The sequence below is a fragment of the Ensifer sp. Root1252 genome (assembly GCF_001425885.1).
GTDB classification, from domain to species: Bacteria; Pseudomonadota; Alphaproteobacteria; order Rhizobiales; family Rhizobiaceae; genus Ensifer; species Ensifer canadensis.
In genome coordinates this window covers 768116-785745 of record NZ_LMDT01000012.1, presented here as the reverse complement: position 1 = coordinate 785745, position 17630 = coordinate 768116, and the positions used below count along the sequence as shown (strand labels likewise).

Annotated in this window: 20 protein-coding genes and 1 pseudogene; 15 read left to right on the top strand and 6 right to left on the bottom strand. The window is 61.4% G+C overall.

What is annotated here, in order from left to right; translation table 11 throughout:
• Positions 1–2 precede the first annotated feature (2 nt).
• The 3 genes from ASD02_RS16330 to ASD02_RS40405 all read right to left on the bottom strand — a co-directional run bounded on the left by ASD02_RS16330 (position 3) and on the right by ASD02_RS40405 (position 1751).
• Complete coding sequence (locus ASD02_RS16330; RefSeq protein ID WP_025427138.1) at positions 3–932, bottom strand: MoxR family ATPase; 930 nt, start codon at positions 930–932, stop codon at positions 3–5.
• A 122-nt stretch (positions 933–1054) separates the two neighbouring features.
• Complete coding sequence (locus ASD02_RS16325; protein WP_081788855.1) at positions 1055–1504, bottom strand: flavin reductase family protein; 450 nt, start codon at positions 1502–1504, stop codon at positions 1055–1057.
• 118 nt (positions 1505–1622) lie between these two features.
• Positions 1623–1751: a hypothetical protein gene (locus ASD02_RS40405; RefSeq protein WP_277996355.1), complete on the bottom strand. Its 129-nt coding sequence runs from the start codon at positions 1749–1751 to the stop codon at positions 1623–1625.
• Positions 1752–1843: 92 nt separating this feature from the next.
• On the opposite strand from ASD02_RS40405, the gene ASD02_RS16320 reads away from it, so the two are divergent.
• The 7 genes from ASD02_RS16320 to ASD02_RS16290 all read left to right on the top strand — a co-directional run bounded on the left by ASD02_RS16320 (position 1844) and on the right by ASD02_RS16290 (position 7887).
• On the top strand, positions 1844–2932 hold the full coding sequence (locus tag ASD02_RS16320) for a branched-chain amino acid ABC transporter substrate-binding protein (protein WP_025427140.1): 1089 nt from the start codon (positions 1844–1846) through the stop codon (positions 2930–2932).
• The gene (locus ASD02_RS16315) at positions 2929–3936 is read left to right on the top strand and encodes a P1 family peptidase (protein ID WP_025427141.1); all 1008 of its coding nucleotides are present in this window, start codon (positions 2929–2931) and stop codon (positions 3934–3936) included. Before ASD02_RS16320 ends, ASD02_RS16315 begins: the two co-directional genes overlap by 4 nt.
• Positions 3937–4012: 76 nt before the next feature.
• Positions 4013–4687, top strand: coding sequence for a ribulose-phosphate 3-epimerase (gene rpe / locus ASD02_RS16310; protein ID WP_025427142.1), 675 nt, complete (start codon positions 4013–4015; stop codon positions 4685–4687).
• Entirely contained in the window at positions 4687–5430 is a 744-nt protein-coding gene (locus tag ASD02_RS16305; RefSeq protein ID WP_025427143.1) for a DUF2259 domain-containing protein, read from the top strand. Before rpe ends, ASD02_RS16305 begins: the two co-directional genes overlap by 1 nt.
• Positions 5427–5981: a hypothetical protein gene (locus tag ASD02_RS16300; RefSeq protein WP_051509166.1), complete on the top strand. Its 555-nt coding sequence runs from the start codon at positions 5427–5429 to the stop codon at positions 5979–5981. Before ASD02_RS16305 ends, ASD02_RS16300 begins: the two co-directional genes overlap by 4 nt.
• Before the next feature lie 69 nt (positions 5982–6050).
• Entirely contained in the window at positions 6051–7352 is a 1302-nt protein-coding gene (purB, locus tag ASD02_RS16295; RefSeq protein ID WP_025427145.1) for an adenylosuccinate lyase, read from the top strand.
• 229 nt (positions 7353–7581) lie between these two features.
• The gene (locus ASD02_RS16290) at positions 7582–7887 is read left to right on the top strand and encodes a PilZ domain-containing protein (RefSeq protein WP_025427146.1); all 306 of its coding nucleotides are present in this window, start codon (positions 7582–7584) and stop codon (positions 7885–7887) included.
• Positions 7888–7945: 58 nt separating this feature from the next.
• On the opposite strand, the gene ASD02_RS16285 is transcribed toward ASD02_RS16290, so the two are convergent.
• Positions 7946–8764, bottom strand: coding sequence for a DUF2189 domain-containing protein (locus tag ASD02_RS16285; RefSeq protein WP_057208670.1), 819 nt, complete (start codon positions 8762–8764; stop codon positions 7946–7948).
• Positions 8765–8925: 161 nt separating this feature from the next.
• Here ASD02_RS16285 and ASD02_RS16280 point away from each other — a divergent pair, with 161 nt between their 5' ends.
• The gene (locus tag ASD02_RS16280) at positions 8926–9480 is read left to right on the top strand and encodes an alpha/beta hydrolase (RefSeq protein ID WP_025427148.1); all 555 of its coding nucleotides are present in this window, start codon (positions 8926–8928) and stop codon (positions 9478–9480) included.
• Between the two features lie 91 nt (positions 9481–9571).
• A complete protein-coding gene (locus tag ASD02_RS16275) occupies positions 9572–12124 on the top strand; it encodes an EAL domain-containing protein (RefSeq protein WP_057247485.1) in 2553 nt (850 codons plus the stop codon).
• Between the two features lie 57 nt (positions 12125–12181).
• Here the strand turns inward: ASD02_RS16275 and ASD02_RS16270 are convergent, their stop codons facing one another.
• On the bottom strand, positions 12182–12496 hold the full coding sequence (locus tag ASD02_RS16270) for an ATPase inhibitor subunit zeta (protein ID WP_025427150.1): 315 nt from the start codon (positions 12494–12496) through the stop codon (positions 12182–12184).
• Between the two features lie 335 nt (positions 12497–12831).
• On the opposite strand from ASD02_RS16270, the gene purC reads away from it, so the two are divergent.
• The 4 genes from purC to ASD02_RS16250 all read left to right on the top strand — a co-directional run bounded on the left by purC (position 12832) and on the right by ASD02_RS16250 (position 15275).
• On the top strand, positions 12832–13596 hold the full coding sequence (gene purC, locus ASD02_RS16265; protein WP_025427151.1) for a phosphoribosylaminoimidazolesuccinocarboxamide synthase: 765 nt from the start codon (positions 12832–12834) through the stop codon (positions 13594–13596).
• Between the two features lie 32 nt (positions 13597–13628).
• The gene (gene purS / locus ASD02_RS16260) at positions 13629–13871 is read left to right on the top strand and encodes a phosphoribosylformylglycinamidine synthase subunit PurS (RefSeq protein ID WP_025427152.1); all 243 of its coding nucleotides are present in this window, start codon (positions 13629–13631) and stop codon (positions 13869–13871) included.
• A gap of 269 nt (positions 13872–14140) precedes the next feature.
• Complete coding sequence (gene purQ / locus ASD02_RS16255; protein WP_025427153.1) at positions 14141–14812, top strand: phosphoribosylformylglycinamidine synthase subunit PurQ; 672 nt, start codon at positions 14141–14143, stop codon at positions 14810–14812.
• Positions 14813–14867: 55 nt separating this feature from the next.
• Positions 14868–15275 carry a hypothetical protein gene (locus ASD02_RS16250; protein WP_025427154.1) on the top strand — a complete coding sequence of 136 codons (408 nt, stop codon included), beginning with the start codon at positions 14868–14870 and terminating at the stop codon, positions 15273–15275.
• Between the two features lie 140 nt (positions 15276–15415).
• Here the strand turns inward: ASD02_RS16250 and ASD02_RS16245 are convergent, their stop codons facing one another.
• Positions 15416–15670 (bottom strand): DUF1127 domain-containing protein, encoded by a 255-nt coding sequence (locus tag ASD02_RS16245; RefSeq protein WP_156408408.1) that lies wholly within the window; start codon positions 15668–15670, stop codon positions 15416–15418.
• Positions 15671–15752: 82 nt separating this feature from the next.
• Between ASD02_RS16245 and ASD02_RS16240 the strand changes: the two genes are divergently transcribed.
• Together ASD02_RS16240 and ASD02_RS39790 are read left to right on the top strand one after the other, a co-directional pair.
• On the top strand, positions 15753–17171 hold the full coding sequence (locus tag ASD02_RS16240) for a PLP-dependent aminotransferase family protein (RefSeq protein ID WP_025427156.1): 1419 nt from the start codon (positions 15753–15755) through the stop codon (positions 17169–17171).
• Positions 17172–17319: 148 nt separating this feature from the next.
• Positions 17320–17460, top strand: a pseudogene (locus ASD02_RS39790) (acyloxyacyl hydrolase); the annotation flags it as partial.
• Between the last annotated feature and the right edge of the window lie 170 nt (positions 17461–17630).

Genomic DNA, 17630 nt, shown 5'->3' with positions numbered 1-17630 from the left:
CGTCAACCAGCCGCCAGCAGTTCGGCCTTGACCTCGGCGAGCAGCCTGCGCCCCTCGGCTCCGTCGATCCTGGCGATGTCGTCCTGGTATTTGAGCAAGGTGCCGAGCGTATCGGCGATCGTTTCGGGGTCGAGCGCGAGCCGGTCGAGCTCGGTCAGGGCCGTTGCCCAGTCGATCGTTTCGGCGACACCCGGGTTCTTGAAGAGATCGATGGTGCGAAGCCGCTGCACATAGGCGATGATTTCGCGCGACAGGGCGGCGTTGCAGCCCGGAACCTTGCGGCGGATGATTTCGAGTTCCTGTGTTGCCTTCGGATAGTCGACCCAATGATAGAGGCAGCGCCGCTTCAAGGCGTCGTGGATCTCGCGCGTGCGATTGGTGGTGATGATGACGATAGGCGGCTCAATGGCACGGATGGTGCCGAGTTCAGGAATCGTGACCTGGAAATCCGAGAGGACTTCGAGCAGGAACGCTTCGAAGGCTTCATCCGTGCGATCGAGTTCGTCGATCAGGAACACCGGCGCCCGCCCGTTCTCAGCGGAAATCGCCTGAAGTACCGGGCGTCGAATGAGAAATCGTTCGGAGAAGATGTCGCTTTCGACCCTGCGTCGGTCGACCGCTCCGGCCGCTTCCGACAACCGGATCTCCAGCATCTGCGCAGGGTAGTTCCACTCATAGACGGCAGAGGCGACGTCGAGCCCCTCGTAGCACTGCAGGCGGATCAAGGGCCGATCGAGGGCACGAGCCAGCACCTTGGCAATCTCGGTCTTGCCGACACCGGCCTCGCCCTCGAGAAAGAGCGGGCGTTTCATCCGCAACGCGAGAAACAGCACGGTCGCAAGCGCCGTGCCGGCGAGATAATCCTGTGCCTCCAGCATCGCCATCGTTTCATCGATGGATTGGGGCAATACGCCTGTCGCCGGTGCCGTCATGCATCCTCCGCCACGGCCAGTTTCAGTTGTAAGCTATTTCGGTTGAAGTAATGCCTTTATATCAGTAAGTTGCAGGCGTTTTCTCAATCAAGCGCAGAGAGTGAATTACGCCTCGTGAAAACCTACAGCGAGTGATATCCGCGGTCTACATAAATGAGCGGCGGGCGCGGCGGGCCAAGCGCGACGTCCACGACCTCGCCGAACAGCACCAGATGCGTCGCAATGGTCTTGACCTCGATCAGCCGGCAATCGAACGCGGCCGTCGCATTGACGAGGATCGGCGAACCGGTTGCCAGCTGCCTCCATTGGCCAAGCGCAAAGCGACGATCCATGTCGAGCTGGTCACGGCCGGAAAAGGCGTGGGCGAGCGCACGGTGTTCGTCACCGAGCAGGTTCAGCGCAAAGCTGTCGCCGCGCACGAAGATGTCGTTGCGCGGGTTGGCGCCGTTCAGGCAAACGAGAACGGTCGGCGGACTGTCGGAAACCGAGCAGGAAGCAGTGACCGTGACGCCGCGGCGCTCGCCGCCATTGGCAGCGGTGATGAGCTGCACGTGGCCGGCCAGGCGGCTCATGGCGTCGCGATAACTTATCGGGTCCAGTCGGGTTCTCTCCAACACATCTCTCTCCGGGCGAGGTCAGGCACATATAGACGCTGGCGTAAATTATGAAACCCGCCGGCTGGAGATTCTTTCAGATCCGCGACATGGCCATGGCGCGGATCGGATGCCCGTTGTTTCCACTCGCATCTTTTCCTTTGACGCCGGTGGCCACATCCTTAAAACATGCGGCCACTACAGCGCTGCGGGTGATTGAGTTCATGCCAAGGATTGCGGTAGCATTTTTGGACTCGCTGCATAATCTTTCCTTGAAACCAATCCGAGCTTGGGAATTATGCAGTAGCGGGGAATTGCATGCTTCGATCGATCGTTTTGAGCCTCATCGTAGCGGGAATGGCGCAAGCCGCACCTGCCGCCGCTGCCGGCGTCAAGGTCGCGGTCGTTGCCCCCGTTGAAGGGCCATTTGCCCTTCTCGGCAAACAGATCATCGATGGCGCCTCTTTCCAGGCCGGCGATCGCGGCAGCGAAATCGTCGTCATCCCGGAAACATGCGACGCGGCCGGTGCAGAAGCGCTGACCAAGGCGCTTGTGGCAGCAGCTGCAGAGGCGGCCATCGGCTTCCTCTGCGTCGAGAGCCTCGACGCGACACTGCCCGCCCTCGCCGAGGCCAATATACCGGCGGTGACGTTGAGCGTACGGTCCGACATCCTGATGGAAGACGTACTCAAGAAGCATTGGCCGCTGTTCCGCCTGGCGCCGAGTGGCAAGGCCGAATCGGCAGCCGTCGTTGCTGCGATCACCGCGCGTTGGAAGGACAAGCCGATCGCCTTGATCGACGACGGCACGATCCATAGCCGCGAACTGGTCGAGAGCGTGCGCGCAGCGCTCGGCGAAATCGGATTGACCCCGGTCTTTACCGACACTTATCGCCCCGCCCAGGAGCAGCAGATCAATCTCGTACGACGGCTCGTCAAGAGCGGCTCCACCCACGTTTTCACCGGCGGCGACCGGCAGGATACTGCCGTGATCGCGCGCGACGCGCAGGAGGAAGGCGCGAACCTCACCTTGCTCGGCGGTGACACGCTGAATGCAGCCGACGTTGCCGTGCCGCTCACCGACGGTGTCCTGGCGCTGACGTTGCCCGATGCGGCGCGGTCGCCCGAAGGCAAGCCCATAGCCGAGGCCATGCGTGCCGCCGGCATCGAGCCCGATGGCTATGTGCTCCAGGCATTCGGCGCCATGTCTGTTCTCGAGCAGGCCAAGGATCAGGCTGAGAAGGATGAAAAGCCGTTGACGGAGGCGCTGCTCAAAGGCCCATACCAGACGGTTCTTGGGCCGATTGCTTTCAATGCGGGGCATGAACGCGCCGGCAACCCCTATCGCTTGATGCAATGGCAGAGCGGCCGCTTCGTGCCGGTTGCCGACGCCGCCGGAGTGCAATGATGCTGCCTGGTCCACGCAACCTTATCACCGACGTCGCCGGCCTTTCTGTCGGCAATGCCGAAGATCATCGCTTGAAATCGGGCGTGACCGCCATCGTCTGCGATCCACCGGCAACGGCCGCCGTCCAGGTGCTCGGCGGCGCGCCCGGCACGCGCGAAACGGATCTTCTCGAACCGCACAACACCGTGCAGACAGTCGATGGTATCATTCTGTCCGGCGGGTCAGCGTTTGGGCTGGATGCCGCCTCCGGGGCGCAGGCGGCGCTGAGGGAAATGGGACGTGGGTTTGTGATCGGCCCGCACCGTGTGCCGATCGTCCCGACCGCCATCCTGTTCGACCTGATCAATGGCGGCGACAAGGATTGGGGGCAGTTTCCGCCCTACCGCGAACTTGGGTATGAGGCTGTACAAAAGGCTGACGCTGATTTTGCCACCGGCTCGGTCGGCGCCGGCACTGGCGCCTTGACCGCGACCTTCAAGGGTGGCCTTGGCTCCGCCTCAATCGTGCTGCCGAACGGCATTACCGTCGGCGCGCTCGTGGCCGTCAATGCTTTGGGTTCTGCGACTGTCGGCAGCACCCGGCACTTCTGGGCCGCCCCTCACGAGAAACAGGACGAGTTCGGTGGGCTCGGCCTTCCCCACCCCATGCCGGCGAATGCATCCGAGGTCCGCACGAAAATGGGCGCAAATTTGTCGGCCGCCGCCAACACCACGATTGCGGTCATCGCCACAGATGCGGTGTTGACCAAGGCCGAGGCCAAGCGCCTGGCGATCGCCGCGCATGATGGCTTCTCGCGGGCAATATGGCCGGCGCACACGCCGCTCGACGGCGACCTCATTTTCGCCCTTGCCACCGGCGCAAGCGGCCGGACGCTGGAGCTCGCAGACTTCCTCGATCTGGGTGCTGCCGCCGCCGCGACGATGGCGCGCGCGATCGCCCGCGGCGTCCACGACGCCACACCTGCCGAAAACGATCCCTTGCCGTCATGGTCGAGCCGCGGCTAAGGCGCGATTAGCACCAGCGCATGTTGTTTGCGCGGCTGCGGAGTGCTATTGCGCGGGAAACAGCCGGAGCCTTCTCATGACCCATCCCATCCGCATTGCCCCGTCGATCCTGGCGGCCGATTTCTCGAAGCTCGGACAGGAAGTCCGCGATGTCGTCGATGCCGGCGCGGATTGGATCCATCTCGATGTCATGGACGGCCATTTCGTCCCGAACATCACGTTTGGGCCCGACGTGATCAAGTCGCTGCGCCCCTACACCGAAGCGACCTTCGACTGCCATCTGATGATCTCGCCCGCCGACGGCTTTCTCGAAGCCTTCGCAAAGGCCGGCTGCGATATCCTGACGGTTCACGCCGAAGCCGGGCCGCACCTGCACCGCTCGCTGCAGACTGTCCGGTCGCTCGGCAAGAAGGCCGGCGTCTCGCTCAACCCGGCAACACCCGAAAGCGCCATCGAATATGTGCTCGACACCGTCGATCTGGTGCTGGTGATGACGGTCAACCCGGGCTTCGGCGGCCAGAAGTTCATCGACGCGACCGCGGAAAAGATCCGCCGGATCAAGGCGATGATCGGCGACCGGCCGATCGAGATCGAAGTCGACGGCGGCATTGCGCCTGAAACGGCGGCGATTGCAGCCGGCGCCGGCGCAAACGTGCTGGTCGCCGGTTCGGCGATCTTCAAGGGTGGTTGGGTCGATGCCTATCGCTCCGCCATCCAGGCGATCCGAGCGCCTGCCGAACAGGCCCGCTGATGATCTCGCGCCCGGCAGCGCCAGGGCTCCTCCTCCTGGCGGTGACATTTGTCGCCTCGCAGGCATCGGCGGGTGACTATGCCGCATTCCAGCCGATCGGCTTTTCCTCCGATGGATATGTCTTTGCGTTCGAGGAATACGGTGTCCAGGACGGCTCGGGTTTTCCCTATTCCACGATCTACGTCATCGATACCCGCAACGACACTTTTCTGCCGGGTGCGCCGGTGCGCGCAGTCGGTCGCGAAGATGGCGCCCCCCTGCACCGGATGAGACATGAGGCGCATCGGCGCGCCGCTCCGCTGATCGACGCCTACAGGCTTGCCGAGGCGCCGGGATTGCTGGCGGCCTACAATCCGATTACCGAAGCCAATGCAACGCCATTGGCCCTCACTTACGATGCCTTTGCCGCCGACGATGCCTTCCGCCAGACCTACGGCCTGACGCTCGAAGAAAAGAGCTTCGAACCAGGTGGGCTCTGCAAGGACTTCCTGAAGGAGGTCAAAGGCTTCCGCCTGTCGATGACGATGAAGGCGGGCAAGCCTGCAAGCGACGTGCTGCAGGACGATACCCGTGTGCCGGAAAGCCGCCGTTGCCCGACGGGCTATCGCATCGGCGGTGCGGTAACGCACATGAATGACGACGGCACGCAAACCCACGTTGTGATGGTGCTCGTCAAATCGCTCGGGTTCGAGGGCACGACTGACGGACGATGGATTGCGGTTCCGACGCGGATCGCAAAATGAACGAAACGGGCGCCGGGGCGGAAGTGAAATCAGCATATGCTTCCGCGCCCTCCCTCAAGCGCTCGCGATTCCTGCGGGCGTTTCCGTCCGCGGCGGAACTTGTCTTCGGCACGCCAGCCTGGGGGCTGGTGATGGTCGCTTCCGCCTGGGTCGCGCTCTGGCTGCGCGAGGGCGCCCTGACCTTCCACCTGGTGGAACTGCTGGTGATGTATGGTCTGGGCGGCATGCTGGCCTGGCCAGCTGCCCTGTTCCTCGCACGGTTTTCTACGCTTGGCCGCCCTGCCGAGACGCGGTTTGCGGCCTATCTGCTCTGCCTTTCGCTCGGCACGATCGCCGTGACGGCAATGCTCTTCGCACTCGACTATCGCGTCTTTTACGCCCGCTGGCATGCCAATACCGGTACCCGGACCTGGTTCTACCAGTTCGCCTTTACCTCGCTTGTCGCCTTCTACCAGTTCCTTGTGCTGGGCGTTCGGCTCTATCTTCCGGTTGGCGGCGCCGCACTTCTGGCCGCCAGCCTGTGGCTTGCAGGTTCGCGAGGCCGTCAATAACGTTGAGCTTGTCGGGCATCTTTGCTAGAGGCACAGCCATCCTCCACTGATGACGAAAGCTGAGAGCCCATGATCCCCCGTTATTCCCGACCGGAAATGGTGGCCATCTGGTCGCCGGAAACCAAGTTCCGCATCTGGTTCGAGATCGAGGCCCATGCCTGCGATGCGCTGGCCGAAATCGGCGTGATCCCGAAGGATGCCGCAAAGACGATCTGGGAAAAAGGCGGCGCCGCCAAATTCGACGTCGACCGGATCGACGAAATCGAGGCCGTCACCAAGCATGACGTCATCGCGTTCCTGACGCATCTGGCAGAGTTCGTCGGCCCCGACAGCCGCTTCATCCACCAGGGCATGACATCCTCCGACGTGCTCGACACCTGCTTCAACGTACAGCTCGTGCGCGCAACCGACCTTTTGCTTGCTGATATCGACAAGCTGCTCGAAGCACTGAAGCGCCGCGCCTTTGAGCACAAGGATACGGTGACGATCGGCCGCTCGCACGGCATTCATGCCGAACCGACGACCTTCGGCGTCAAGCTGGCGCTTGCCTATGCCGAGTTCGATCGCTGCAAGCAGCGCCTTATCGCGGCCCGTGAAGAAGTCGCGACCTGCGCCATCTCCGGCGCCGTCGGCACCTTCGCCAATATCGACCCGCGCGTCGAGGAACACGTCGCCAAGGCGCTTGGCCTGAAGCCGGAGCCGGTTTCCACCCAGGTCATTCCGCGCGACCGCCATGCGATGTATTTCGCCACTCTTGGCGTCGTCGCCTCGTCGATCGAGCGGCTGGCAACCGAAATCCGCCACCTACAGCGCACCGAAGTCCTGGAAGCGGAAGAATACTTCTCGCCGGGACAGAAGGGCTCGTCGGCCATGCCGCACAAGCGCAACCCGGTGCTGACGGAGAACCTCACGGGTCTTGCCCGCATGGTTCGCGCCTTCGCCATTCCGGCGATGGAGAACGTAGCCCTCTGGCACGAGCGCGATATCTCGCATTCCTCGGTCGAGCGCATGATCGGCCCTGATGCGACGGTGACGCTCGACTTCGCGCTTGCCCGCCTGACCAACGTGATCGACAAGTTGCTCGTCTATCCCGACAACATGACCAAGAACATGAACAAGTTCCGCGGTCTCGTTCACTCGCAGCGTGTCCTGCTCGCTCTGACGCAGGCCGGTGTTTCGCGTGAGGACGCCTATCGCCTCGTTCAGCGCAATGCGATGAAGGTCTGGGAAGAGGGCAAGGACTTCCTTGAGGAGTTGCTTGCCGACACGGAGGTTCGCGCGGCCCTGTCGGAAGCCGACATCCGCGAAAAGTTCGATCTCGGCTACCACACCAAGCACGTCGACACGATTTTCGGCCGGGTCTTTGGCTGACGCCGCCGCGCAAAAGTGCGTAGCGCTTTTGCGATAACGACATGCGCAAGCAATAAGGGCCGGGCGCGATAGCCGCCCGGTTCGTGTCAGAGCGAAGCACGTTTCTGTGGTATTGCGCTATTATGCCCGCATTTGATGCAGTTTGCTCGAATGCGGGCATTTTTGTTAGCGAGGAATTCAATCTTTGCGTGAGATGATCGAGGCTGATCAATTCAGATCGAGGGTTCACATGGCCTACAAGGACAGTGTTCAGCGCACGGCAGCGCGCACGCAGACGAAGATTACCGGAACGGTGACCTGCAAGACGGGTGCGAGCAACGGCATCGTTACGGATCTTTCCGCAGAAGGCATCTGCTTTCAGCTCTATTTCGACATCAATGCACGCACCGGACAGGAAGTGACGATCCGCAGCGAAGAACTCGGATTTCTGACCGGCATGGTCCGCTGGTATCGCGGTGACAAGATCGGCATCAAGCTCAATCTTTCGTCCAACACCGCCGCCCAGATTTCGTCCTACTACAAATTTTTCAAGTAGGTCGGACGATCCTCACAGGAGGAAGCGGCCAGCCTCCGGGAGGCTGGCCGTTTTGTCGTTATCGCATACGGCTGCTGCGAGCACCGGGCTCAACCATCTTGCGATACATGTGCCATGTCGCGTGACCGAGGATCGGCATGATGACGGCAAGGCCGACGAAGACCGGGATCGACCCGATCAGCAGGCCGGCCGCAACGATCAGCCCCCAGAAGGCAACCGGGATGGGATTGACGAGAGTTGCGCGTATCGAGGTTTCGACGGCAGCCACAGCACCGACGTCACGATCGATCAGCAACGGGAACGACACTACGCTGATCGACAGCACGATCGCGGCGAAGACGAACCCGACGGCGTTGCCGACCAGGATCAGGTTCCAGCCCTGCTCCGTGTTGACGATGCCGTTCCAGAAGGCGGCGATCGATGCCGGCGGTTCGGCGCCGAAGATCCTGATATAGAGCGCCTGTGCCACCAGGAGCCAGGCAATGAAGATGACGAATAGCATCGCTGCGACAGCCACGATCGAGGGCAGTGCCGGAGATCGATGCAGGCGGAAGGCGTGAGGCCAGGACGTGTCCATGCCAAGTTCGCGGCGCCTGCTGATTTCATAGAGTCCGATGGCGGCGACCGGCCCGATAAGGGCAAAGCCGGACGCGAGCGGATAGAGCAGCGGCAGCATGTTGGCGCCCGCGCTCCACGTCATGAGCACGGCACCGGCGATGGGGTAGATCAAGCAGAGAAAAACATAGTGAGACGGCTTTTCGCGAAAGTCGTTGAACCCGAGGCGCAACGCGTCCATCACGTCAGCCAGGCCGATCTTTTTTATTCCGGGATGGGCGACGCTGGCGTCCGGTCCCGACAGAACATGGAATGTTGTCATGGCTCACACTCCTCAACCACTACAGAGCGGTCCCGGACCAGCGACAACGGCAAAACTCGAGCCGCATCGACCGCGACCTGCAGTGTCGATTATACATAAAATGATGCCTCTGTCGCCTACGCCTTGACTTCGACGATTTTCGACGCCACATCGCGGCCATTATGAAACTTTCCGACGCCCATATCCTCATCGTTCCCGGCTACACCAACTCCGGCCCTGACCATTGGCAGTCACGCTGGGAGAGAAAAATGTCCACCGCCCGCCGCGTGGAGCAGGCCGAATGGGCCAAGCCCGTGCGCGAGGATTGGGTGGCGCGCATGGTCGAGGAGGTCAATGCCGCTGAAAAGCCGGTGGTCATCGTCGCCCACTCCCTCGGCGTCGCGACCGCGGTCCATGCCCTGCCCCACATCGAAAAGAAGATCGCCGGCGCCTTCCTGGTGGCTCCGCCTGACGTGGCCAATGCCGCGATCCGTCCGAAGCATCTCATGACATTCGGCCCCTATCCCCGCGATCCGCTGCCGTTCCCGTCGCTGTTGATCGCAAGCCGCAACGATCCGTTCGGCTCCTATGAGCATGCCGACGAAATCGCCAAGTCCTGGGGCTCGCTGTTGGTGGATGCGGGGGAATCCGGCCACCTCAACACCGAGTCCGGGCATGGCCCCTGGCCGGAAGGCACGATGGTCTTTGCGCAGTTCCTCAGCCGCCTCCAACCCTGATCGCACTGCGAATAAGACGACTCGGCATTAATCCGAAGTTCATGGTCCGCGATCATCATCTGCCGGCAACAAATGCTGGATCGTGGGATACGTGACCGGACCGAAAGATCCCATCAGGAGCGAACGCCGCGCGCCGGCGAAGCTGAATATCGTGACGCAAGCGGCGCTGGACCAGCTGCCGGTGGCGGCGCTCGTTTTCAATGAACAAGCGTCAATCGTTTCGGTAAACCCCTATGCCAGCGAGCTTCTGCGTCTTCCGCCGGCAGAGTTGCTCAACCGTTCTCTTCGTGACCTTGTTCACCCCGACGACCATCACCTGCTGAGGCCGACCGGGACGGTGCGATCTTCCGCGTCCGCCCAGACGATCCGCTTGCATGGAGCAGCCGATATCGTTTCGGTGGTCTGCACCTCCTATGCAATGGCGGACGGTCGCATGCTGCTGATGCTGCCGGTCGACCACTTGATCGCCGAGATCGCGGGGCTTCGCAGCGACGAGACGCGGTGGAAGTATGCGCTGGAAAGCGCACTTGAAGGCGTCTGGGATCACGATTTTTCGACCGGAAACCTCTTCTATTCCGCCACCTGGAAGCGCCTGCGTGGTCTGGCTGATGACGCCGAGGTCGATGGCGCGCTCGATCGCTGGATCGAGAATGTGCATCCGGACGACCGCGCGCATGTCATGGCCTCGATCGGACGCCAGGATTCTGGAGAGGTCACGTACAACACCTTCCAGTACCGCGAACGCCATGCGGACGGACACTGGGTCTGGATCGAAAGCCGCGGCGCATCCGTCGCCTATGGGCCGGACGGCAAGCCCACTCGCATCATCGGCACCGACACCGACATTACGCCGCGCAAGGAGGCCGAGGCGCGGCTGGAGGAAATCTCGCGGCGCCTGAGACTTGCCCTCGACGTATCGAAGATCGGGGTCTTCGACCATAACCTTGAAACCCAGGAGACGCTTTGGGACGAACGTATCCTCGGTATTTATGGGCTTGACCCCAAAGCCGGCGCGCCCAGCGGCCGCAGTTGGGAAGATATGCTCCACCCCGACGACCGCGAAAAGGCGATCGCCCGCGTCAATGACGGCGTCGCCGCGGGTGCACCCTTCACCAATGCGTTCCGCATCGTCCTGGCGAATGGAGAAATCCGGCACATTCGCGCCAACACGGCGTTCTATGTCGACCGCGATGGCACCCGCAAACTGATCGGCGCGAACTGGGACGTAACCGAAGACATCGCGCTGCAGGAGGAACTGCGCAAGGCCAAGGCCGCAACCGAGGCCCGCAACCGCGAGCTTGAGGAAGCGCGCATCCGTATCGAATACAACGCGTTGCACGACTACCTGACGGACCTGCCGAACAGGCGCTATCTCGACCAGATACTGGCGGACGATCCGACGCTCAACGCTATCCTCCACCTCGATCTTGATCGCTTCAAGCAGATCAACGACACGCTCGGGCATCAGGCCGGCGATGCGATGCTGACCCATGCAGCCGCAATCCTGCGGTCTCATGCCGACCAGGACGATTTCATCGCCCGCATCGGCGGCGACGAATTCGTGATCCTCTGTCGGCGCGGCCGCGGGATGGACGAGCTTGGAGATCTGGCCGCCCGCATCGTCCATGCCTTCCGCCGGCCCATTCCCTATGACGGCCAGCTTTGCCGGCTCGGGGCCAGCATCGGCATTGCCTGGAGGGGCGAGGTCGAGACGGATCCCAAGCAACTGCTGATGAATGCAGATATCGCGCTCTACCGGGCCAAGAGCCTCGGCCGCGATCGCTTCGAGGTGTTTTCCGAGCAGATCCAGAACCAGATCCTCAGCGCCAAACGCACCGGCGACGATATCCGTCAGGCGATCGAAGAAGGCCAGTTCGTGCCCTACTATCAGCCGCAGTTCGACGCCCATTCGCTGGAGCTCACCGGCGTCGAAACTCTGGTGCGATGGGACCACCCGGAACGCGGAATTCTTCCTCCGAGCCACTTTCTGAAGGTAGCTGAAGAGATCAACGCCCTGCCCGCGATCGACAGGAACATCGTCGAGATGGCCTATGCCGATTTTGCGGCCTGGGGGCGTGCCGGTCTGACCGTCCCCAAGATCTCGGTCAATGTCTCCTCGCGCAGACTGCGGGACCCGAGCCTGATTTCAGACCTTCGCGCCATGAACATCCCGCCTGGTGTCATGTCTTTCGAGCTCTTGGAATCCATCTTTCTTGACGATCTCGAAGACGAGATTGCCGCGACGATCGCCGCGCTCAACACGCTCGGTATCGAGATCGAAATTGACGACTTCGGCACCGGCCATGCCTCGATTATCGGCCTGCTCAACCTGAACCCGGCCCGCCTGAAGATCGACCGGGCGCTGGTGGGGCCGATCAACGAAAGCGCCAAGCAGGCAAAGCTCGTTCGTGCCATCATCGACATCGGGCATTCGCTCAATATCAAGGTGGTGGCCGAAGGTGTGGAAACGTGGGAGCACGCGGCGATACTGAGGGAGCTTGGCTGTGATATTCTGCAGGGCTACGCCCTGGCAAAGCCGATGAGCCGCCTCGATTTCGAACAGCGCATCAAGAGCGGCTGGAAACTGTCACCGAACGCGGATGCGCCGCCGGAAAAAGGGCGTCGCTACAAGGCGGTCAAATAAAAACCGCCCGAACTGAGGCCGAGCGGCGATATCATGGGCGTATGATAGCCTCGAAGATCAGCTGCTCTGGACTTGCTCGATGGCGACGCCGAGAAGCTCGAGCATGCGCACACGGATCTGCTCTTCGCTCTGGGCAACGCCGGCAGCGTCGAAATCGGCCTTGATCTTGCGCACAACGTCCTCGTGGCCGGCCTCTTCGAAATCGGCCACAACGACTTCCTTCGCATAGGCCTCTGGGTCGCTCTTGCCGAGCAAGCCGGCAGCCCAGAGACCAAGAAGCTTGTTGCGGCGCGCCTCAGACTTGAACCTCAGTTCCTCGTCCAGCGCAAACTTTGCTTCGAAGGCCTTTTCGCGATCCTGCATCGTCGTCATCAATTGATCTCCCGTGAGAATTCCATGCCGGAAATAGTTATGGCCATAAACCAAAACAGTGGTCAAAGTGCAATGCGAAGTTTTCTCGTTTCGTGACTTTCGTGGTACCGTAAGCATGTCGCGCAAAAGTGCGCAGCGGTTTTGCGACAACGGCATGCGAAAAACCAAAGAACGGATGCGCAAGGAGCGAATCTGAAAGGTTGCGACACGCTTTAGGTAAATCAGGGGAAGGGAAGATACGCCGATTGTGAAACGCGTTCTTTTCAGCTATGGACGCCGTGAGAAGACTCCACTAGCGCGACCCAAGTGCGCCAACAACCACAGAGACAATATCCATGAATCGTCGCCGCCGTATCTACGAGGGCAAGGCAAAGATCCTCTATGAGGGTCCCGAGCCGGGCACGCTGATCCAGTTTTTCAAGGACGACGCGACCGCCTTCAACAAGAAAAAGCATGACGTCATCGACGGCAAGGGTGTGCTGAACAACCGGATTTCCGAGTATATCTTCACGCATCTGAACCGTATCGGCATTCCGACGCACTTCATTCGCCGCCTGAACATGCGCGAGCAGTTGATCAAGGAAGTCGAGATCATCCCCCTTGAGATCGTCGTGCGCAACGTTGCTGCCGGCTCGCTGGCAAAGCGCCTCGGCATCGAGGAAGGCACCGTCCTCCCCCGCTCGATCATCGAATTCTACTACAAGGCCGATGCTCTTGATGACCCGATGGTCTCCGAAGAGCACATCACCGCATTCGGTTGGGCAAGCCCGCAGGAACTCGATGACGTCATGGCGCTTGCCATCCGCATCAACGACTTCCTGACCGGCCTGTTCCTCGGCGTCGGCATCCAGCTCGTCGATTTCAAGATCGAGTGTGGCCGCCTGTTCGAAGGCGACATGATGCGCATCATCCTGGCGGACGAGATTTCGCCGGATAGCTGCCGTCTGTGGGACATCGAGACCAAGGAAAAGCTCGACAAGGACCGCTTCCGCCGTGATTTGGGCGGGCTGGTCGAGGCCTATCAGGAAGTGGCTCGCCGTCTCGGCATCATGAACGAGAACGAGCCTGTGCGCGGCACCGGCCCCGTTCTGGTCAAGTAATTTCTGGTCAAGTTAGTTCGGGGAAAGTGAAAGTGATCAAGGCACGTGTAACCGTGACGCTGAAGAATGGCGTTCTCGATCCGCAGGGCAAGGCAATTGAAGGTGCGCTCGGCGCACTCGGCTTCGACGGCATCGGCCAGGTCCGCCAGGGCAAGGTCTTCGATCTACAGATCGAAACCGGCGACAAAGCCAAGGCCGAGGCCGACCTCAAGGCGATGTGCGAAAAGCTGCTCGCCAACACAGTGATTGAAAACTACACCATCTCCCTCGCCTGATGGCGGCGGAGTGCCGCGGATGGCCTGACGTGAAGGCCGGCGTGATCTGGAAATAATGAGGAGGCCCATCTGACATGGGCCATCCTCACGCAGATCAGCCGAAACGACATCGAAGGGGCATACTGTCCGCGGCTCGATGGTTTCGAAATAGCAGGATGCGCAGTGCATCCAATATCGGCCCGAGCGCGTCAAATTGCGCTTCGGCCGCATCGGAAACCGCCTCGAATTGCATGAGCTTCAAGAGGCGCAGGCAGGGTTTGAACCGCACCATGAAGTCAGCCGTCGTCCAGCTTCCAGGCCTCAACCGCGATCGCGACATGATCGCTGCCCTCACCAAGATCTCCGGCAAGGCGCCCGTAACCGTCTGGCAGACCGAAACGGAGATCCCTGATGTCGACCTGATCGTCATCCCCGGCGGTTTCTCCTACGGTGACTATCTGCGCTGCGGCGCGATTGCCGCGCGCATGCCGGTCATGCAGGCGATCAAGGCGAAGGCCGAAAAGGGCGTGAAGGTCCTCGGCGTCTGCAACGGTTTCCAGATCCTGGTCGAGGCCGGTCTGCTCCCGGGCGCGCTGATGCGCAACGCATCGCTCAAGTTCGTCTGCCGCGAGGTCAAGCTCGAAGTCGTCAACGCCGACACCGACTTTACCCGCGCCTATTCCAAGGGACAGATCATCCGCAGCCCGGTTGCGCACCACGACGGCAACTACTTCGCCGACGCGGAGACCCTGAAGACGATCGAAGGCAACGGCCAGGTCGTGTTCCGCTACGCCGAAGGCACCAATCCGAATGGCTCGATGGGCGATATTGCCGGCGTGATGAACACGGCCGGCAACGTGCTCGGCATGATGCCGCATCCGGAAAACCTGATCGAGGCGGCTCATGGCGGCGCCGATGGTCGCGGCATCTTCGCTTCGGCTCTCGAAGTAATCGCCGCTTAACCGTCGCGCTGATAGAAGGCATCCGACCATCCCCGTAACGCAAGCGAGACCGTCGATGCCTTCCATGTTTTCTAGACGCCTGACCGGCCCTGCTTGCGCGGCGTTCGCCCTGACGCTTCTGGCGTCCTGCCAAACATCGCGCCCGCCGGCGCCGACGGCAAGCTCGGCAGCCCTGCCGACAATGGAACGCGTGGCGCTCGGCGCCAACAGCTGCTGGTTCAAATCGGGCGATGCTGCCTTCAAGAACTACCGGCTTGCCCCTGAACTCAATTCCTTCTCCGGACGTCCCCGCATCCTGATCGTGCCGCGCAAGTCGCCGGAAGCACGGCCGCTTGCCGTCATCCAGGCGGAAGGCCAGCCGGCGCGGTTGCAGGCGTTCGGACCGCTCATGAGCGAACCGGTCGCCACCCGCATGAGTGCAGATATCCGGCGTTGGGCCGCTGGCGGCCAGGGCTGCAATTAATCCAGGCACCGGTTGAGAGTTCGGACGCTGTTGGCTGGTGCCCTCAGCGTTCGCTGATGCGCGTCGCAATCTCTAGGGCATACGGCGCTTTGTTCGCATGCCGCTATCGCAAAACCACCGCACGCTTTGTGTGATGCCCGTTAACGCCAGAACGCCACGGACGATTCCCGCCGGGCATCCTTCTCGCAGACCCCGATATCGCTCAGTTGCCAATCGCTCATCTCTTCGAGAGCTAACCGGCTGCGTCTCTTGGCGGCCAGGAAACAATAGAGCCGCCAGAGACGTTGAAGCGCGTTCTTAGCACTCCCCGAGATTTCGACATCAAACCCGATCTTGCGACGCGCGCGAGGGGCCTTTTTCACGACTGCCGAGCAAATTGTATCAATTGTACTCATTGTAGGCTCCAATGCATCGATTGCTATCATTGCATTGGTGATAATTGACATATTTCGCTGTGTAATCTAGGTAATTGTCACTATGACAAATTGGCTCCCGGACATTCAGCAGGGTCATGGTCCGCTTTATGCGCGGATCGCCGACCAGATCGAACAGGCAATTGGCGAAGGCGCCCTGCCCGTCGGCGCAAAATTGCCGCCGCAGCGCAATCTCGCCTATGACATTGGTGTCACCATTGGTACCATTGGACGCGCCTACAATATCGTGCGCGAACGCGGCCTCGTCAGCGGCGAGGTCGGGCGCGGAACCTATGTTCTCGATCACCAGGAAAGCCGCCCGCCCGAGCAGGCCGATCCGCTGACCACATCCTTGGCCGGCACCCGGCCGCTGATTGCACCCGCCGGCAAATTGCGCTTCGACAGCACCGCGGCGCCGGACATCGGCCAGGGCTTTGTCCTGAGTGAGCTCTTGAGCGAGATCAGCCGCGATCACCACGCCGACATTGCCAGCTACGCGCGCAATTTCCCGGATCACTGGTTTGAGGCCGGATGCCAATGGCTGGCGCGCGGCGGCTTTCGTCCCTCGCCTGAAACGATCGTGCCGACGCTCGGAGCGCACGCGGCTGTCATTGCCGTGATCGCGGCAGTCACCTCGCCCGGCGATCGTATCGCCTTCGAGACCTTGACCTATTCCCAGGTCAGCCGCAGCGCCGGCTTGATCGGGCGCCGCACGACCCTGATGGAATCGGATGAATTCGGCCTGATTCCCGAGGATTTCGAGCGGGTCTGCGCGCAGCAGCATCCCAAGCTCGCCTTCCTTATGCCAAGCGCGCAGAATCCGACCGTTGCCGTCATGCCGCTCGCCCGGCGTCAGGCGATTGCCGATATCGCCCGCAAGTACGGTGTCTGGCTGGTGGAGGACGATCTCTACGGCGCCATGACCGGCGATCCGACGCCGCCTTTAGCGGAGCTTGCACCTGAGCGGACCTTCCTGGTTGGTGGTCTTTCAAAGTCTGTTGCTGCCGGTGTGCGCGGCGGCTGGGTTGCCTGCCCTCCCCATTTCAGCCAGCGCATTCGCATTGCCCACAAGATGGTCAGTGGCGGCCTGCCGTTCATCCTGGCGGAGCTGTGTTCGCGGCTGGTGCTTTCCGGAGCGGCCACTATTCTGCGCGGCAAGGGTATCGAAGAGATCCGGGCGCGCGAGGCGATTGCCCGCGAAGTGTTCGATGGCATCGAGTTCAGCTCGCATCCGTGCGTTCCCTTCCTCTGGATGAAGCTGCCGGAACCGTGGCTTTCCGGCACATTCAAGCAGGCTGCACTGCAGGAAGGCGTGCTCGTCGACGACGAGGACGAATTCAAGGCCGGCCGGGCGGACCGCGTCTTTCACCGTATCCGTATCGGCTTTTCCTCACCGGCCGACCGTGCCGAAGTGCGCAACGGCTTCCAGACTTTGCGGCGGTTGCTCGACAGCGGACGAGTGGGTTACGACAGTTTCGACTGATAACCCGGTGTCCCGTATGTTTTAGCAGTCTTGTGTAGATCGATTCGCCTCAACAATTCGGCATGCCAGCATTGCTTTTTCTTCGTTCATCCCACCGCCTCGCGACATCGTCGCTTGTTCTCGTCAGTTTGCTTTCGACAGCGCCTGCGAATATGCCGCAGCCGGATTCAGATTAAACGAGCATTGGAACCTGTCGGCAACGGTGGCGCATGCCTCGCATGCCGAACTTTGCGGCGGCCCCAACGATGGCTCGACCCGTGCCGATCTCGCACTCGGCTACAAGTTCTGACAGGTCGGCACCACCTGAGGCGCGTGAGGGCATCAAAAAGGGCGGCAACCGTTGTTGATCGCCCGTATTTTTCTGTCGCGCTGCGCCGCAGCATACGCTAAAGAAGCGGCAAAGCGCCCCCTGTGTCTGTTGCGGTTCGCACGCGCCATATCCCGTGGAAGGATTGCGCG

What these genes read in the sequence shown, in the direction of transcription:
- ASD02_RS16330 (WP_025427138.1), bottom strand. Translation starts at nt 932, where the DNA reads ATGACGGCACCGGCGACAGGCGTATTGCCCCAATCCATCGATGAAACG.
- ASD02_RS16325 (WP_081788855.1), bottom strand. Translation starts at nt 1,504, where the DNA reads ATGAGCCGCCTGGCCGGCCACGTGCAGCTCATCACCGCTGCCAATGGC.
- ASD02_RS40405 (WP_277996355.1), bottom strand. Translation starts at nt 1,751, where the DNA reads ATGAACTCAATCACCCGCAGCGCTGTAGTGGCCGCATGTTTTAAGGAT.
- ASD02_RS16320 (WP_025427140.1), top strand. Translation starts at nt 1,844, where the DNA reads ATGCTTCGATCGATCGTTTTGAGCCTCATCGTAGCGGGAATGGCGCAA.
- ASD02_RS16315 (WP_025427141.1), top strand. Translation starts at nt 2,929, where the DNA reads ATGATGCTGCCTGGTCCACGCAACCTTATCACCGACGTCGCCGGCCTT.
- rpe (WP_025427142.1), top strand. Translation starts at nt 4,013, where the DNA reads ATGACCCATCCCATCCGCATTGCCCCGTCGATCCTGGCGGCCGATTTC.
- ASD02_RS16305 (WP_025427143.1), top strand. Translation starts at nt 4,687, where the DNA reads ATGATCTCGCGCCCGGCAGCGCCAGGGCTCCTCCTCCTGGCGGTGACA.
- ASD02_RS16300 (WP_051509166.1), top strand. Translation starts at nt 5,427, where the DNA reads ATGAACGAAACGGGCGCCGGGGCGGAAGTGAAATCAGCATATGCTTCC.
- purB (WP_025427145.1), top strand. Translation starts at nt 6,051, where the DNA reads ATGATCCCCCGTTATTCCCGACCGGAAATGGTGGCCATCTGGTCGCCG.
- ASD02_RS16290 (WP_025427146.1), top strand. Translation starts at nt 7,582, where the DNA reads ATGGCCTACAAGGACAGTGTTCAGCGCACGGCAGCGCGCACGCAGACG.
- ASD02_RS16285 (WP_057208670.1), bottom strand. Translation starts at nt 8,764, where the DNA reads ATGACAACATTCCATGTTCTGTCGGGACCGGACGCCAGCGTCGCCCAT.
- ASD02_RS16280 (WP_025427148.1), top strand. Translation starts at nt 8,926, where the DNA reads ATGAAACTTTCCGACGCCCATATCCTCATCGTTCCCGGCTACACCAAC.
- ASD02_RS16270 (WP_025427150.1), bottom strand. Translation starts at nt 12,496, where the DNA reads ATGACGACGATGCAGGATCGCGAAAAGGCCTTCGAAGCAAAGTTTGCG.
- purC (WP_025427151.1), top strand. Translation starts at nt 12,832, where the DNA reads ATGAATCGTCGCCGCCGTATCTACGAGGGCAAGGCAAAGATCCTCTAT.
- purQ (WP_025427153.1), top strand. Translation starts at nt 14,141, where the DNA reads ATGAAGTCAGCCGTCGTCCAGCTTCCAGGCCTCAACCGCGATCGCGAC.
- ASD02_RS16250 (WP_025427154.1), top strand. Translation starts at nt 14,868, where the DNA reads ATGCCTTCCATGTTTTCTAGACGCCTGACCGGCCCTGCTTGCGCGGCG.
- ASD02_RS16245 (WP_156408408.1), bottom strand. Translation starts at nt 15,670, where the DNA reads ATGAGTACAATTGATACAATTTGCTCGGCAGTCGTGAAAAAGGCCCCT.
- ASD02_RS16240 (WP_025427156.1), top strand. Translation starts at nt 15,753, where the DNA reads ATGACAAATTGGCTCCCGGACATTCAGCAGGGTCATGGTCCGCTTTAT.